The sequence below is a fragment of the Photobacterium damselae subsp. damselae genome, assembly GCF_038086725.1.
Taxonomy (GTDB): Bacteria; Pseudomonadota; Gammaproteobacteria; order Enterobacterales; family Vibrionaceae; genus Photobacterium; species Photobacterium damselae.
Map to the genome: position 1 here is coordinate 640,977 of NZ_CP146970.1, position 16,412 is coordinate 657,388.

Here is a 16,412-nt window from a genome sequence, read left to right on the forward strand (position 1 = left end):
TGTTGCGAAGCTGGCATAACAATTTAACCATAGGTGGAAATATGTACGAAATTCTACTTGTGATTTATCTTGTCGCCGCGCTTGGTGTAATTGGCCTAGTTTTGGTTCAGCAAGGTAAAGGCGCAGATATGGGAGCCTCATTCGGGGCTGGAGCATCAGGTACACTGTTTGGCTCTAGCGGCTCTGGAAACTTTCTAACTCGAATGACTGCACTGTTTGCAACGATTTTCTTTATTATCAGTCTTGTTCTTGGCAACATGAGTTCAAAACATACTGAAGAGAAAAATAGTTGGGAGAACTTAAGCGCTCCAGCAACAACTCAACAAGTGCAAGAAAAAACAACTGAAAGTGCTCCTGCTACAACTAGCAGTGAAAACACTAAGTAAGTTAAGAATTTAGCCGAGATGGTGAAATTGGTAGACACGCTAGCATGAGGTGCTAGTGCCGTAAGGTGTAGGGGTTCAAGTCCCCTTCTCGGCACCATTGATTCAGTGTTACTTGCGAAAGTAACCTCTAGTCAGTATAATCGACTAGAATTACGGACGCGGGGTGGAGCAGCTTGGTAGCTCGTCGGGCTCATAACCCGAAGGTCGTTGGTTCAAATCCGGCCCCCGCAACCACTTTTAAAAGCATGTTAGTCTCTAGCATGCTTTTGTCATAACAGAAGCTATACTTTTGTTGTGATAAACAGGGTCCAGTGATATTAAGCCCCGTAATTCGGGGTTTTTTATTATCTGAAATATGACCATTCAGGTGTTAACTGGGCTTTAGTGCCCTTTTTTTGTTTCCGGGGGGTTGTTTTGACAGCTTTAGAAACCCAACTGACTGAAATGCTTGAACCATCAGTAGCAGCACTTGGCTATGAGCTGGTTGGTTTAGAGTTCATTCGTGCTGGAGAGCACTCCACACTTCGAATCTTCATTGATAAAGAAAATGGTATCAATGTAGAAGATTGCGCAGAAGTAAGCCGCCAAGTGAGTGCAGTAATGGATGTTGAAGATCCAATTACTGTGGCATACAACTTAGAAGTCTCTTCCCCTGGATTGGAAAGGCCACTATTTAAGGCAGCGCACTATGAGCAATTTATTGGCCACGAAGTTAGCCTAGTACTAAAAATGGCGATGGGTAATCGTCGTAAATGGAAAGGTGACATCGTTGCTGTTGATGGTGAACTAGTCACTCTAAACGTGGATGGCAATGAAGAATGTTTTGCACTAAGCAACATTTCAAAAGCTAACCTAGTTCCTAAATTCTAAACGCTAACTTGAGGCATTAGAAATGAACAAAGAAATCTTGGCTGTCGTTGAAGCGGTATCCAATGAAAAAGCTGTTCCTCGTGAGCGTATCTTTGAAGCTTTAGAGATCGCACTAGCAACAGCAACTAAGAAGAAATACGAAGCAGAAATCGATGTACGTGTTACTATCGATCGTAAGACTGGTGAGTTTGAAACATTCCGTCGCTGGAAAGCGGTTGAAGAAGTAACTCAACCAACTCTAGAGATCACTCTAGAAGCGGCTCAGTTTGAAGATGAAACAGTTGAACTTGGCGATTTCGTTGAAGATGAAATCCAATCAGTAACGTTTGACCGTATTACGACTCAAACTGCTAAGCAAGTTATCGTTCAAAAAGTTCGTGAAGCAGAGCGCGCACAAATTGTGGCTCAGTTTGTTGATAACGAAGGTGATTTAATCACTGGTGTTGTTAAGAAAGTAAACCGTGATGCTGTGATTGTTGACCTTGGTAACAATGCAGAAGCGGTAATTGGTCGTGACGATCAGCTACCACGCGAAAACTTCCGTCCAGGTGACCGTGTTCGTGGTCTCCTGTACAAAGTAGCGCCAGAAGCTCGTGGCTTCCAGTTATTCATGACTCGTTCTAAGCCTGCAATGTTGTCTGAACTATTCCGCATTGAAGTGCCAGAAATTGGTGAAGAGCTAATTGAACTAATGGGCGCAGCTCGCGATCCTGGTTCACGCGCTAAAATTGCTGTTAAAACTAACGACAAGCGTATCGACCCAGTTGGTGCTTGTGTTGGTATGCGTGGTGCTCGTGTTCAAGCTGTTTCTGGTGAACTTGGTGGTGAACGTATTGATATCGTACTTTGGGACGAAAACCCAGCTCAGTACGTAATCAATGCAATGGCACCAGCTGAAGTTAGCTCTATCATCGTTGATGAAGATTCTCATACTATGGATATCGCAGTAGAGAAAGCTAACCTAGCACAAGCAATTGGCCGTAATGGTCAAAACGTACGCCTAGCTTCTCAGCTAACTGGCTGGGAACTGAATGTAATGACAGTAGAAGATCTTCAGAAGAAACATCAAGAAGAAGCTCAAGAATCTATTGATACATTTACTAAATACCTTGATATTGATGAAGATTTTGCATCAGTATTAGTAACTGAAGGTTTCACAACTCTAGAAGAAATCGCTTACGTTCCTGTAAATGAGCTTCTAGAAGTTGAAGGTCTTAATGAAGAGACCATCGACGAACTACGTAACCGCGCTAAAGAAGCTTTGACAACGATTGCTCTTGCAAAAGAAGAATCATTGGACGCAGAACCTGCTGAAGATCTTCTTGCTCTTGAAGGTTTAGAGCGTGAGCTAGCATTCAAGTTAGCTGCTAAAGGTATTCTTACGCTAGAAGATCTGGCAGATCAGGGAACTGATGATTTGATCGATATCGAAGGCGTGGACGAAGCAAAAGCGGGTGAGCTAATCATGGCTGCGCGTAACATTTGCTGGTTCGGCGACGAAGCGTAAGAACAAAAAAAATAGCAAGGAGGAGCGCTATGTCAGAGGTTACAGTTAAAACATTAGCGGATGAAATTGGTACGCCGATTGACCGTTTACTTCAACAGCTTTCTGATGCAGGTATTGCAAAAAAAGCTGATGATAATGTAAGCCAGACCGAAAAACAGACACTACTGAGTCACCTGCAAAAAGAGCATGGTGGAAATGTTAGTGCTGATGGAGCTCCAACTCGCCTTACTCTCCAACGCAAGACAAGAAGTACATTAAGTGTTTCTGGCTCTGGTGGTAAGAACAAAAGTGTTCAAGTAGAGGTGCGCAAAAAGCGCACCTATGTTAAACGTTCAGCGCTTGAAGAAGAGCAGCGTGCAGCAGAAGAAGCTGCAAAAAATGCTGCAAACGAAGCCGCTCAACGTGAAGCAGAAGCCATTGCTCAGCGTGATGCAGAGGAGGCGGCCAAACGTGAAGCCCAAGAACAGGCGAATCGTGCGGCTGAAGAGAAGCGTTTAGCAGAAGAACAAGCCAAACGCGAAGCTGAGGAAAAAGCAAAGCGTGACGCGGATGATGCTCAACGCCTTGCTGAAGAACAAGCTAAGCGTGAAGCTGAGGAACAAGCTAAACGTACCGAAGAGGAAAAGCGTAAAGCCGAAGAAAAGGCTAAGCGCGCCGTCGCTGATGAACAGGCTAAGAAAGAAGCTGAGGCGCTACAACGTCGCCGGGAAGAGGAAGCCAAGCGTAAAGCCGAAGAAGAGAGTCAGCGTCAGCTAGAAGAGGCACGCAAGATGGCAGAACAAAATGAGAAAAACTGGGCTGAAAAGAATACTTCTGGCCTAGAAATGGAAAAATCTGATTACCACACGACAACTTCAACTTACGCACGTGCTGCGGAAGATGAGCAAGACCGTCGTGAAGAAGGTAACCGTCGTAAGAAGAAAAAACCTTCTGCGAAACAACAGCAACAGCAAGAAGATCGTAACGGTGGTAACAACCGTCGCGGCGGCCGTAACCAACGTGGTGGTCGTGGTAAAGGCCAAGTGGCTAAACCAACTTCAATGCAGCATGGTTTTGATAAAACAGCTGTTGTTGCAAAACAAGATGTTGTTATCGGCGAAACAATCGTTGTATCTGAACTTGCTAACAAGATGTCTGTAAAAGGCGTTGAAGTTATCAAAGTGATGATGAAGATGGGCGCAATGGCGACTATCAACCAAGTGATCGACCAAGAAACTGCAGCACTTGTTGCAGAAGAAATGGGTCACAAGGTTATTCTTCGTAAAGAAAATGAGCTAGAAGAAGCAGTACTATCTGATCGTAACGCAGATGATCTTGCTAAAGTTTCTCGTGCTCCTGTTGTTACTATCATGGGTCACGTTGACCATGGTAAAACATCGACTCTTGACTACATCCGTAAGGCTCACGTTGCTGCTGGCGAAGCGGGCGGTATCACACAGCACATCGGTGCATACCACGTTCAAACTGACAACGGTATGATCACTTTCCTTGATACTCCTGGACACGCAGCATTTACTGCAATGCGTGCTCGTGGTGCTCAAGCGACAGATATCGTTGTTCTTGTTGTTGCTGCAGACGATGGCGTTATGCCACAGACAATCGAAGCAATCCAGCACGCTAAAGCGGCAGGTGTACCTCTGATTGTTGCAGTGAACAAGATCGATAAAGAAGGTGCTAACCCAGATAACGTTAAGAATGAGCTAGCTCAATATGACGTTATTCCTGAAGAGTGGGGCGGTGAGAATATCTTCGTTCATATCTCTGCTAAGCAAGGTACTAATATCGATGGTCTTCTTGAAGCAATCCTTCTTCAAGCTGAAGTTCTAGAACTAACAGCAGTAGAAGATGGCATGGCAAAAGGTGTTGTTGTTGAATCACGTCTAGATAAAGGTCGTGGTCCTGTTGCAACCGTACTTGTTCAAGAAGGTACTCTACATAAAGGCGATATCGTTCTTTGTGGTCTTGAGTATGGTCGTGTTCGTGCAATGCGTGATGAGCTAGGTAAAGAAATTGAATCAGCAGGTCCATCTATTCCTGTTGAAATCCTAGGTCTATCTGGCGTTCCAGCATCTGGTGATGAAGCAACAGTTGTACGTGATGAGCGTAAAGCTCGTGAAGTTGCACTATACCGTCAAGGTAAGTTCCGTGATGTTAAACTAGCTCGTCAACAGAAAGCGAAACTAGAGAACATGTTCTCTAACATGGCTGCTGGTGAAGTTGCTGAACTTAACGTAGTTCTAAAAGCTGACGTACAGGGCTCTGTAGAAGCAATTGCAGACTCACTACGTAAGCTATCAACTGACGAAGTTAAAGTGAACATCGTAGGTTCTGGTGTTGGTGGTATTACAGAAACTGATGCAGTACTTGCAGCAGCGTCTAACGCTATCATCCTTGGTTTCAACGTTCGTGCTGATGCATCTGCTCGTAAGACAGTCGAAGCTGAAAACCTAGACCTTCGTTACTACTCAATCATTTACCAGCTAATTGACGAAGTTAAAGCGGCAATGGGCGGTATGCTTTCTCCTGAATTCAAGCAAGAGATCATTGGTCTTGCTGAAGTTCGTGATGTATTTAAGTCACCTAAACTTGGCGCAATCGCAGGTTGTATGGTTACTGAAGGTACTATCAAGCGTAGCAACCCTATTCGCGTTCTACGTGATAACGTGGTTATCTACGAAGGTGAACTTGAGTCGCTACGTCGCTTTAAAGATGACGTTAACGAAGTTAAGAACGGCTACGAGTGTGGTATCGGCGTTAAGAACTACAATGACGTTCGCGTTGGTGACCAGATCGAAGTTTATGAAATCGTAGAAATTCAACGTACTCTTGACTAATTTTTAAAGTTCAAAGTAGTTAAGAATTTAACGATTATTATGTTATGGGGAGCTTTGGCTCCCCATTCTTTCAAGAGCAGATATCTTAGAGAGAGCAAATTATGGCAAAAGAATTTAGCCGTACACAGCGCGTTGCTCAGCAGCTACAAAAAGAGCTAGCAGTGATTTTGCAACGTGAACTAAAAGAGCCTCGTCTAGCAATGACGACAATCTCAAGCGTTGAAGTATCACGTGACATGGGTTACGCAAAAGTTTATGTCACTTTTTTCGCAATTGGTGATCAAAGTGAAGAAGAGAGCTTAGCGATTCTTCGTGAAAAAGCGCCGTATATCCGTTCACTATTGGGTAAACAGATTCGCTTACGTGTGACTCCTGAACTGACATTTATTTTTGATCAATCACTAACTGAAGGTATGCGTATCTCTAACCTAGTTAGTAAAGTGGTTCGTGACGATGAAGTTCGTCATGTGGCAGATGATGATCAAAAACAAGACGAGGAATAAGCATGGCACGTCGTCGTAAGGGCCGTCCAATTGATGGTGTGATTTTGGTTGATAAACCAACTGGGATCAGTTCAAACGATACATTACAAAAAGTAAAACGTATCTTCTTTGCGCAAAAAGCCGGACATACTGGAGCACTCGATCCTTTGGCGACGGGCATGTTGCCTATCTGTTTTGGTGAAGCGACCAAGTTTTCTCAGTTTCTATTAGATTCTGATAAGCGCTATCGTGTTATTGCGAAATTGGGTGAGCGTACTGATACATCTGATTCTGATGGACAAGTGGTAGAGACTCGGGATGTAAAAGTAGATCGAGGCCAACTTGAACGTTGTATTGCAAAATTCCGCGGTACAACAGATCAGATCCCATCAATGTACTCAGCATTAAAATACAAGGGCCGTAAACTTTATGAGTATGCTCGTGAAGGCGTTGAGGTTCCTCGTGAATCTCGCAAAATTACGGTTTACTCTGTAGATTTACTGCGTTTTGATAGCAATGAAGTTGAAATGGAACTTCATGTATCAAAAGGTACATACATCCGTACAATCGTTGATGATCTGGGTGAAATGCTAGGTTGTGGTGCCCATGTGATCATGCTACGCCGTATTGGTGTTTCGCATTATCCGGTTGATCGTATGGTAACTATTGAGCAACTTGCTCTGTTAGCTGAACAAGCAAAAGAAAAGGGTATTGATCCTCATACTGTGCTTGATACCTTGCTATTACCAACAGATACTGCCGTACAAGATCTTCCTGAAGTGAATATCTTACCTGCTCAAGCTGTTTATGCTTTACATGGTAATCCGGTTCGAGCTGCTCGTATCCCTGAAGAAGGTACACTAGTTCGTATTACCGTTGGTGAGAAACGCGATTTTATTGGTGTGGGTACCATTGAAAAAGGGATGCTAGCACCAAAGCGTGTTATTGCCGAACAGCAAGCAGAAGCGTAATCTCGAATCTTGAAATATTTCTTGTAGTCCCTGATAACGCCACGTATAATCCGCGGCTCGGGTGTCGGCTGAATCAGAGATTGGCTGACACAAATTAAAAAACTATTTTGTATTAGGAATGAGTTATGTCTCTGAATGCAGAAACTAAAGCAGCAATCGTTGCTGAATACGCGCAAGGTCAAAACGACACTGGTTCTCCTGAAGTTCAGGTTGCACTGCTAACAGCACAAATCAACCACCTTCAAGGTCACTTTGCTAACCACAAACACGACCACCACAGCCGTCGCGGTCTTCTACGCATGGTTTCTCGTCGTCGTAAACTTCTAGATTACCTAAAAGGTAAGAACCTAGATCGTTACCAAGACCTAATCAAGCGTCTAGGCCTACGTCGCTAAGATAGCTTTTAGAAAGGAGCCTTTTGGCTCCTTTCTTTTTATTTGGCGTCCATATATCTTTGCTGTATTTGTTGAGTGATCCCATTCTCGATGAGAGAAACTTGCAGCAGTGTACAGTGAGCGTATGATAGACGCGGATAAATCTTCTTTATGCTCTATTTTGTGAGTCAATTTCGTCGACCATGAGGTCGCGGCTAATAAAAGTGCTCAAAATATCTTTACTGAGTCTTTTTATTAGTCGCGGCACATAAAATAACGCTAAAGAAGGGTTCATAAATAACGCATTTTTGAGGTCAGTTAGATATACTTAACTGGCACAAAAGGCGGAAATTATTTGTAAGGAAATTCAAGTGAATCCTATTGTAAAAACGTTCCAGTACGGTAACCACACTGTTACCCTTGAAACTGGTGTTATGGCGCGTCAAGCGACTGCTGCTGTAATGGCAAGCATGGACGATACTTCTGTATTCGTTTCTGTTGTTGGTAAAAAAGAAGCAGTAGAAGGTCAAGACTTCTTCCCGCTAACTGTTAACTACCAAGAGCGTACATACGCTGCAGGTAAAATCCCTGGTGGTTTCTTCAAGCGTGAAGGTCGTCCATCTGAAGGCGAAACACTAACAGCTCGTCTGATTGACCGTCCAATCCGTCCACTTTTCCCTGATGCATTCAAGAACGAAGTTCAAGTAATTGCAACAGTTGTTTCTGTAAACCCAAATGTTAGCCCAGACATCATCACAATGATCGGTACTTCTGCGGCTCTTGCTATTTCTGGTATTCCATTTAATGGTCCTATCGGTGCAGCACGTGTTGGTTTTATTAACGATCAGTTCGTTCTAAACCCAAGCAATGTAGAACTAGAAGAAAGCCGTCTAGATCTTGTTGTTGCTGGTACTAAAGACGCAGTATTGATGGTTGAGTCAGAAGCTGACCGTCTATCTGAAGAGCAAATGCTACAAGCTGTTGTATTTGGTCATGACCAACAACAAACAGTGATCAATGCTATCAACGAGTTCGCAGCAGAAGTTGCAACTCCAGCTTGGGATTGGGTTGCTCCTGAAGAGAACACAGTACTTAAGAATAAGATTGCTGAACTAGCAGAAGCTAAGCTAGTTGAAGCTTACCAAATCACTGAAAAGATGGCTCGTTACGATCGCATTCATGAGATTGCTGATGAAGTAAACGAAGTGCTACTTGCTGAAGACCTAGAAGTGAACACTAAAGAAGTTCACACTATCTTCCACGATCTAGAGAAGACAGTTGTACGTCGCAGCATCATCGCGGGTAACCCACGTATTGATGGCCGTGAAGTTGATATGGTTCGTGCACTTGATGTACGCACTGGTGTTCTTCCTCGTACTCACGGTTCATCACTATTTACTCGTGGTGAAACTCAGGCGCTTGTTACAGCAACGCTTGGTACTCAACGTGATGCTCAGATCATCGATGAGCTAACTGGTGAGAAGAAAGATTACTTCCTACTACACTACAACTTCCCTCCATACTGTGTGGGTGAAACTGGTTTTGTAGGTTCTCCTAAGCGTCGTGAAATTGGTCACGGTCGTCTAGCGAAGCGTGGTATTGCTGCTGTAATGCCATCAATCGATGAGTTCCCATACACTGTACGTGTAGTATCAGAAATCACAGAATCTAACGGTTCTTCTTCAATGGCTTCTGTATGTGGTACTTCTCTAGCACTTATGGACGCTGGTGTGCCAATTAAGTCATCTGTTGCTGGTATCGCAATGGGTCTTGTGAAAGAAGGCGATGATTTCGTTGTTCTTTCAGACATCCTTGGTGATGAAGACCACCTAGGTGATATGGACTTTAAAGTAGCAGGTACTGATGACGGTATCACTGCGCTTCAGATGGATATCAAAATTGAAGGTATCACTAAAGAGATCATGCAAATTGCATTGAACCAAGCAAAAGGTGCGCGTATGCACATCCTTAGCGTAATGGACAACGCAATTAACGCTCCTCGTGATGATATCTCTGAGTTTGCACCTCGCATTCACACTATGAAGATCAACCCAGAGAAGATCAAAGATGTGATTGGTAAAGGTGGTGCTGTAATCCGTGCTCTAACTGAAGAGACTGGCACAACTATCGAAATCGAAGATGACGGTACTGTGAAGATTGCAGCAACTGATGGTCTTCAAGCGAAAGAAGCAATTCGTCGTATTGAAGAGATCACAGCAGATGTTGAAGTTGGCCGTATCTACACAGGTAAAGTAACTCGTATCGTTGATTTCGGTGCATTTGTATCTGTAATTGGTGCTAAAGAAGGTCTAGTTCACATCTCTCAAATCTCTCAAGAGCGCGTAGAGAAAGTATCTGATTACCTAAAAGAAGGTCAGGAAGTTCCAGTTAAGGTTCTTGAAATTGACCGTCAAGGCCGTATCCGTCTAAGCATGAAAGAAGCTGTGCAACCTGCAGAGCAACCAGCTCAAGACGAGCAGCCAAAAGACTAATCTTACCGATTTAGTTAAATAAAATTAAAAGGGGCTCTAGTAGCCCCTTTTTTGATATCAGGGTATGATACTTGAGCATGTCTATTGTTGAACGAGGGAGAGGGACTTTGCTAAAGAAGATGAAATTTGCCGTGGTAAGTGTGGTCCTTGCTTTGTCTGGTTGCGCTGGCACCTCGCAAGTTCATTGGAATATTCCACCGATGGCTGTGCCCTTCCAAGCGACAATGCAACAGCAGATCCAACTTGCCCGTATAGAACAGCTACTTGGCCAAAAAGAGTTAACTGATAAGCAAGTTGCTCAACTGTATCTTCAACGTGGGTTGGTTTATGACAGTTTAGGTATTAAAGATCTGGCTCGAATGGACTTTGCCCAGTCACTTTCAATTAATCCTAAGCAAGCTGATGTGTACAATATTCTTGGGGTTTATCTTACTCAAGTGGGTTTATTTGATGCCGCTTATGAAGCATTTGATTCCACATTAGATTTAGAACCCTCACACCCTTATGCGCAGCGTAATTTAGGTATCGCTCTTTATTATGGCGAGCGATTAGAGTTAGCTCATCAAGAGTTGTATCAACATTATTTACAAGATAAAAATGATCCATATCGCGCTATTTGGCTCTATCTTGTAGATGTAAAAACTCAGCCGCAACAAGCCGCACGTCAGTTGCAATATCAATATAATGTCAGTAATAAAAAAGATTGGGGCTGGAATATTGCTCAATTGCTGATTGGTAAAATCAGTGAAGGGCAGTTTATCGCAGATATCGCTGAACAAAGCCAAGATAATCAACAGTTAGCTGAGCGTTTAACTGAAGGCTATTTTTATTTGGCGAAGCAGTATCAGTTGCAAGGGGATGAAGATGCCGCTGCTAATTTGTTTAAGTTAGCTTTAGCTGGAAATGTCTACGAATATGTTGAGCACCGCTATGCATTACTGGAGTTGGCATTAATGGCTGATGAAGAACAGCAACAAGCTCAAGCGCTACAAACGACCAATGGCAATGGTATTGAAAGCAATAACGAATAGCATAAAAGCTAAAACTGCTCGTACAGCAACAGCTATCTAGATAGATAAAAACCGCACTAAGCTAATCACTTGTGCGGTTTTATTGTATCAATAGACGGTAAATACAGACGAGTGTTACGACTGAATATTTAAGCCTGCTAAATTGTGCCAGTAGCCGTTACATTGGTGACCATCGGCAAGAGTATGGCGATTTTGTCCTTGTTCATTTTGACGGAACTCATCAACCAAACCTAAGGTATCGACGCCTAATGGGCTAAGACGTACCACATCGACTAATTCTTGCATCCCTTGCAGATCATTAATTAAGTTATAGCAGTAGCCGGATTGTGTTTGAATGCCGTTTAATGTGAAGACTTTCTGTGACTCTTGGCTCTTTACTGTAATACCGGTAGGGTACTTGATACAGCAGGTTTCACAATCGTCTTTTGCACGATCTTCAGCGCGGGCGGTAAAGCAACGGGCGGAATAAGCTAGTGGTAAATAGCCATAGCTAAAGACTTCGGTTTCAAATTGTCCGCGAATCCCCAATTGCTCACATTCAGCTAAAGTGTTTTGTAACCAATCACGAGATAACTCAACAGGCATACACCAACGTGTCATCCCTTTTTTAAGGAACAGGTTAAGTGTTTGGGCGTTGTAACAGTTAACCGCAGGACCGACAACAAACGGGACTTGATGCTCATGAGCCAATTGAATCGCAGATACATCGTTAGCCTCAATAATAAAATCGCCGTTATCAATGTATTTTTTCATTACATTGACTTCACTTGGCGCTTCAAGCAAAGCCATAGTAGAGAGCACCACTTGCTTACCGTTATCGGCTAACGATTTTGCAATCTCAAACCAGTCTGCTGCTTTCATTTCACGACGTTTAGAACAAACAGTTTCACCAAGATAAATAATATCAACATTGGCACTTTGTGCTTGCTGATAGAAAGCTTCTACGTCTGTTTTTGGCCAAAAATAAAGAATAGGGCCTAATGCATATTTCATTGTGCTTCCTTAATTATTGCCATTTACGGTGATATGCACCAAGCGTAGTTTGGCTGCCTTCTGAGACATTACCTAGACACTGATTCCAAGCCGGATCAACGCTGTAACCTTCAGGATTTGCTAAATAGCGATCAATGGCTGCACGCCAAGTACGAGTCACTTGCTCTACATAAGCAGGACTACGTTGACGACCTTCGATTTTCACCGAGGCAATATTGGCTTTAAAGAGCTCAGGTAAGATCTCTAAAGTGTTAAGGCTGGTCGGTTCTTCTAGTGCGTGATAGCGTTTATCGTTGCCATCGAGATTAACGTCAAAGCGGCCTTTACATAGCGTCGGGTAACCTGCGTTTTCCCCTGCGCTATAGCGGTCAATTAGCACTTCATTTAAGCGAGATTCAAGACCTTGGTTGGTTTCTTGCCAGCGAACATATTTAGCTGGAGAACAAGCTCCGACAGTATTAGGCGATTCACCTGTCATGTACGAAGAGAGATAGCAACGACCTTCCGACATAATGCATAAGCTACCAAATGCGAACACTTCGAGTTCAACATCGGTATTGCGCGCTAATTGTTTAACTTGATGAATCGATAGTACGCGAGGCAGTACCACCCGCTTTACATTAAAGTTCTGCTTATAAAAATCGATGGCTGCGGTATTGGTTGCTGATGCTTGAACCGACAGATGCAGTTCAAGATCCGGATAGCGTGTTGCAGCGTATTCAAGGACAGCAATATCAGCCACAATCAGCGCATCAACGCCCATAGCTGCCGCATTATCGACCGCTTTTGTCCAGCGAGAGAAACCGTCTGGGTGAGCAAAGGTATTTAGGGCAACATGCAGCTTTCGGTTATGATCTCGAATGTATTCAACTGCTTTATCTAATTTTCGTCCCGTGAAATTTAGACCTGCAAAATGGCGGGCATTGGTGTCATCTTTGAAACCGATATAAACCGCATCTGCACCATTATCAACTGCCGTTTTTAAGGCTGGAAGGTTACCAGCGGGGCAAAGTAGCTCCATATTATATTTATCATCCAGTCTTTTCTACGCACCTAATTGAAGGTGCATAGTAATCAATCATGGCGTCAATATAGGTGGCTTTTCCTGCTACAGTTTTGATGTCAGGCAGGTTTTTGTTGATTTAGAACAATTTTTTACAAAGTTTATACTCTGTTCGCAATTTTATTCACTTCTGTGTTTATTTTGCAAAAGTACGCCCTCAAGCTCTTGTTTAGGTTGTGGTCGATAGAAGTGAAACCCTTGAATATAATCACAATTTAAGTTCGATAGTAAGATTGCTTGTTCTCTTGTCTCAACGCCTTCTGCCACTAAACTCATGTTTAATGCCTTACCTAAATTGATGATATTTTCAATTAAGGTGACTTGCTTTGGCACTTCATCAATATCTTTAATAAAAGCGCGATCGATTTTAAGTTCATCGAGAGGGAAACGCGCTAAATATGATAGTGAAGAGTAACCTGTGCCAAAATCATCAATAGAAAGAGCAAAACCGAGTTGTTTGATGGCTTTAAGCATCGAAATAGTATGTTCGCTGTCACTCATAACTGCACTTTCAGTCAGTTCAAATGTAATATCATCAGGATTAATGCCTGTTTGAAACTTAAGTTGTTTCATAAAGGCGATAAGACTTGGGTTGCCAAACTGTTGAGGAGATAAGTTGATAGCGACTCTGCCTGGCATAAGGCCTCGGTCTTTCCATTTCTTAACAGTGGAAAAAACTTCGCGCATAACGACACGACCTAATTGTTCAATAAGTCCTGATTCTTCTGCAACGGGGATAAACTGAGCCGGGCTAATATAACCTTCTACGGGGTGTTTCCATCGCACCAATGCTTCTGCACCGTTAATTGCAAAGTCTCGTGCATTTACCTTTGGCTGATACCAAACTTCGAGCCCTTGATTCTGTAGTGCTTTTTGCAGCTCAATTTCAAGCCAAAGTCGCATACGGGCTTCTTTGTTCATGGCGTCATCGAACTTAATAAAACGGTTACGGCCACGATGTTTGGCTTCATACATCGCGGTATCGGCGTTTTGTAATAAGATTCTGGCATCGTTACCATCACCAGGGTATTGCACTAAACCGATTGAGCAGGCTAAATGTTTTCGAAAATGGTGTAGGTCAAAAGGTTGGTTGATTTGATTGATCACATTTTGACAAAGTTGCTCACCACTAAACTCTGAATCTGCTTGAGGCAATAGAACACAAAACTCATCTCCCCCTAAGTGACCAATAATAGCGTGTTTAGGTAGTAGGTGACTAAGGCGATTACCAATCTCCTGGAGAACACGATCTCCAATATTATGGCCTAGAGAATCATTGATATTTTTGAAGTTATCAATATCAAGGTAGAGCATTAGCAGCGGAATTTGCTGCTGAATATGTTGCTCTAGCTGACGAGTAAAGCCGTGTCGATTGTATAACCCAGTTAAAGGATCGGTGTGGATCAGTTGTTCTATATGCTCTTGTTGTTCTGGTTGAGTGTCAGGCTTTTCCAGTTTCAGTAAATAAGCAGGGGCTCCAACAAGAGTAATGGGGGTGGAGCTGGCTAAAATAGGTTGCTCTATCGCACTGTTTTTACTAGGGAAGAGTGTTTTTTTCCAGATGATTTGCTGCAGATGATAGGGCGTATTGGTGTCATCACATAATAATTGATCTAGCGGTTTTCCGACAATTTCATGAGGTTTACTAAAGCCAAGTAGCTGGGCACATGCAGTATTGGCTTTAGTAATCATCATATCGGAAATAATACAGAGACCATCATCCACCAATTCATTGATTTTATTAAATAGAGACTCTTGCTCATCTAAACTATTGACTAAAAGCTGTCTCTCAGATGTGTCATGCGAATAAACAGCAACGTAAGAGATCGCATCGTTATTATTTTTGAGTGGGAAAAGGGTAAATTGAACACTGGTCTCATGATGACTATCTTCTAATAGCACTTCTGTTTCAATCAATTCGCCTTGGAATGCACGCTGATAATAAGGTTCGAGAGAGCGGTAATATGAGGCTCCGAGCACCTCACTATCGTTACGCCCAACCAGATCATTTCGTTCTAGACCGCTTAGATTACAATAACCTTGATTAACAATGACATATCTATGCTGAGAATCAATAATAGCAAATAGGTAGGGGCTGTGATCGGTAAGTAGAGGAACCCAATATTGTAATTGTTCTGTTGGCATCGTTTTCAATCATTTCCCTATATAAAGTAGCTGTTCACATCACCGCTATACTTTTTACTACATTATGTGTCTGATGAAAATCGATAAACTTTAGCGACTATAGTGTCGTTTTTTGATTCAAGGCATAAAACAAAACCGCTACTCTGCCATACAATCAATCATTCATTGCGATGTTATTACAGGAACAAATTAACGTGATTGCTCAACTTCGAAAACATATGGTGCAATATGGCCCTTCATTGCTTCGTATCCCTGCAAAATTAACCCCATTTTCGATTCAGAAAAAAGTGATGTTAGAAGCACTTGGGATGGTATTTAAAGAAGCTTTGGAAGATGGTGATTTTGAGTTTCTTGAAGATCGCTGGTTAAAAGTTGAAGTTCGCGATTTAGGCTTGCAGTGGTTTATCAGTTACCAAAATGAGCAGCTAGTAGTCTCAGAGCAAGTTGAGCAAGAAGATGTTAGCTTCAGTGGCGAATGTAATGATTTAGTTTTGATTGCTGCTCGTAAAGAAGATCCTGATACGCTATTCTTCCAGCGTCGCCTTCGTATTGAAGGGGATACTGAGCTAGGTCTTGAAGTAAAAAATCTTATGGACAGCATTGATTTAGAATCTCTACCTGCTCCAGTTCAATTTGTCTTACAGCAGTCGGCTGACTTTATCTATAAAGGGATGCATCAGGCCGATGATGCCAAAGAGGTTGTAAATGCTCATTAGATCGGAAGCTCCTGCGGATATTTTGCCGATTGACGCGTTATTAAAGCGTGCTTTCCCAACAGATGCAGAAGCAAACTTAGTTATGGCGCTGCGTGAAAATGGCCGCCGTACTTTATCTCTCGTTGCTTGTACTGATGAAGGAGAGGTTATTGGGCATCTATTTATGAGCCCTGTAATTGTGGCTGGAGAGGATCTTAACTGGCAAGGTTTGGCTCCACTTGCGGTTGACCCCCAGTATCAAAAGCAAGGTATTGGTCTGGCTTTAATTGAAGAAGCAAAAAGTGTTTTAGCTGATTTTTATTATCCAGTTATGGTGGTCTTGGGCGATCCTAATTACTACGGTAAAGCGGGTTTTACTCCTGCCAATGCTCATCAATTACATTGTCAGTGGGAAGTCCCTGCTGATGCTTTCCAAGTGTATGCGATTGATGACGATGCCTTAAATAACCACACCGGTTTGGTTGAGTATAGCGTAGAGTTTTCAGAGCTCGCTTAATATCATTAAAACCGATGCTTGATGAGCCACTCTGTAATGGGGTGGCTTTTTT

General features: G+C 42.8%; 14 protein-coding genes and 2 tRNA genes. 13 read left to right on the plus strand and 3 right to left on the minus strand.

What is annotated here, in order from left to right:
- The first annotated feature begins 41 nt into the window (after positions 1-41).
- The 11 genes from secG to nlpI all read left to right on the plus strand — a co-directional run bounded on the left by secG (position 42) and on the right by nlpI (position 10,947).
- Complete coding sequence (secG, locus tag WAX86_RS02905; RefSeq protein WP_044176605.1) at positions 42-386, plus strand: preprotein translocase subunit SecG; 345 nt, start codon at positions 42-44, stop codon at positions 384-386.
- A 12-nt stretch (positions 387-398) separates the two neighbouring features.
- Positions 399-483: transfer RNA gene (locus WAX86_RS02910), tRNA-Leu, on the plus strand.
- 60 nt (positions 484-543) lie between these two features.
- Positions 544-620: transfer RNA gene (locus WAX86_RS02915), tRNA-Met, on the plus strand.
- A gap of 180 nt (positions 621-800) precedes the next feature.
- A complete protein-coding gene (gene rimP / locus WAX86_RS02920) occupies positions 801-1,256 on the plus strand; it encodes a ribosome maturation factor RimP (protein WP_005301149.1) in 456 nt (151 codons plus the stop codon).
- Positions 1,257-1,278: 22 nt separating this feature from the next.
- Entirely contained in the window at positions 1,279-2,763 is a 1,485-nt protein-coding gene (gene nusA / locus WAX86_RS02925) for a transcription termination factor NusA (RefSeq protein WP_044176603.1), read from the plus strand.
- 29 nt (positions 2,764-2,792) lie between these two features.
- Positions 2,793-5,597, plus strand: a complete 2,805-nt coding sequence (infB, locus tag WAX86_RS02930; protein WP_264954488.1) for a translation initiation factor IF-2 — start codon at positions 2,793-2,795, stop codon at positions 5,595-5,597.
- 101 nt (positions 5,598-5,698) lie between these two features.
- Positions 5,699-6,100, plus strand: a complete 402-nt coding sequence (rbfA, locus tag WAX86_RS02935) for a 30S ribosome-binding factor RbfA (protein ID WP_005301142.1) — start codon at positions 5,699-5,701, stop codon at positions 6,098-6,100.
- Between the two features lie 2 nt (positions 6,101-6,102).
- Positions 6,103-7,050: a tRNA pseudouridine(55) synthase TruB gene (gene truB / locus WAX86_RS02940; protein ID WP_176284754.1), complete on the plus strand. Its 948-nt coding sequence runs from the start codon at positions 6,103-6,105 to the stop codon at positions 7,048-7,050.
- Between the two features lie 125 nt (positions 7,051-7,175).
- Entirely contained in the window at positions 7,176-7,445 is a 270-nt protein-coding gene (gene rpsO, locus WAX86_RS02945; RefSeq protein WP_005301136.1) for a 30S ribosomal protein S15, read from the plus strand.
- A gap of 350 nt (positions 7,446-7,795) precedes the next feature.
- The gene (gene pnp, locus WAX86_RS02950) at positions 7,796-9,916 is read left to right on the plus strand and encodes a polyribonucleotide nucleotidyltransferase (protein WP_376788108.1); all 2,121 of its coding nucleotides are present in this window, start codon (positions 7,796-7,798) and stop codon (positions 9,914-9,916) included.
- A 77-nt stretch (positions 9,917-9,993) separates the two neighbouring features.
- Entirely contained in the window at positions 9,994-10,947 is a 954-nt protein-coding gene (nlpI, locus tag WAX86_RS02955; RefSeq protein WP_138222923.1) for a lipoprotein NlpI, read from the plus strand.
- Positions 10,948-11,061: 114 nt separating this feature from the next.
- On the opposite strand, the gene WAX86_RS02960 is transcribed toward nlpI, so the two are convergent.
- From WAX86_RS02960 to WAX86_RS02970, 3 genes are all read right to left on the minus strand, one after another.
- Positions 11,062-11,940, minus strand: coding sequence for a U32 family peptidase (locus WAX86_RS02960; RefSeq protein ID WP_068969515.1), 879 nt, complete (start codon positions 11,938-11,940; stop codon positions 11,062-11,064).
- Between the two features lie 13 nt (positions 11,941-11,953).
- Positions 11,954-12,961 (minus strand): peptidase U32 family protein, encoded by a 1,008-nt coding sequence (locus WAX86_RS02965; protein WP_341489071.1) that lies wholly within the window; start codon positions 12,959-12,961, stop codon positions 11,954-11,956.
- A 162-nt stretch (positions 12,962-13,123) separates the two neighbouring features.
- On the minus strand, positions 13,124-15,148 hold the full coding sequence (locus WAX86_RS02970; RefSeq protein WP_341489072.1) for an EAL domain-containing protein: 2,025 nt from the start codon (positions 15,146-15,148) through the stop codon (positions 13,124-13,126).
- A 194-nt stretch (positions 15,149-15,342) separates the two neighbouring features.
- Between WAX86_RS02970 and WAX86_RS02975 the strand changes: the two genes are divergently transcribed.
- Positions 15,343-15,864 carry an SCP2 domain-containing protein gene (locus WAX86_RS02975; RefSeq protein ID WP_036764391.1) on the plus strand — a complete coding sequence of 174 codons (522 nt, stop codon included), beginning with the start codon at positions 15,343-15,345 and terminating at the stop codon, positions 15,862-15,864.
- A complete protein-coding gene (locus WAX86_RS02980; protein ID WP_341489073.1) occupies positions 15,854-16,360 on the plus strand; it encodes an N-acetyltransferase in 507 nt (168 codons plus the stop codon). The genes WAX86_RS02975 and WAX86_RS02980 overlap by 11 nt, the downstream gene beginning before the upstream one ends.
- Positions 16,361-16,412 lie beyond the last annotated feature (52 nt).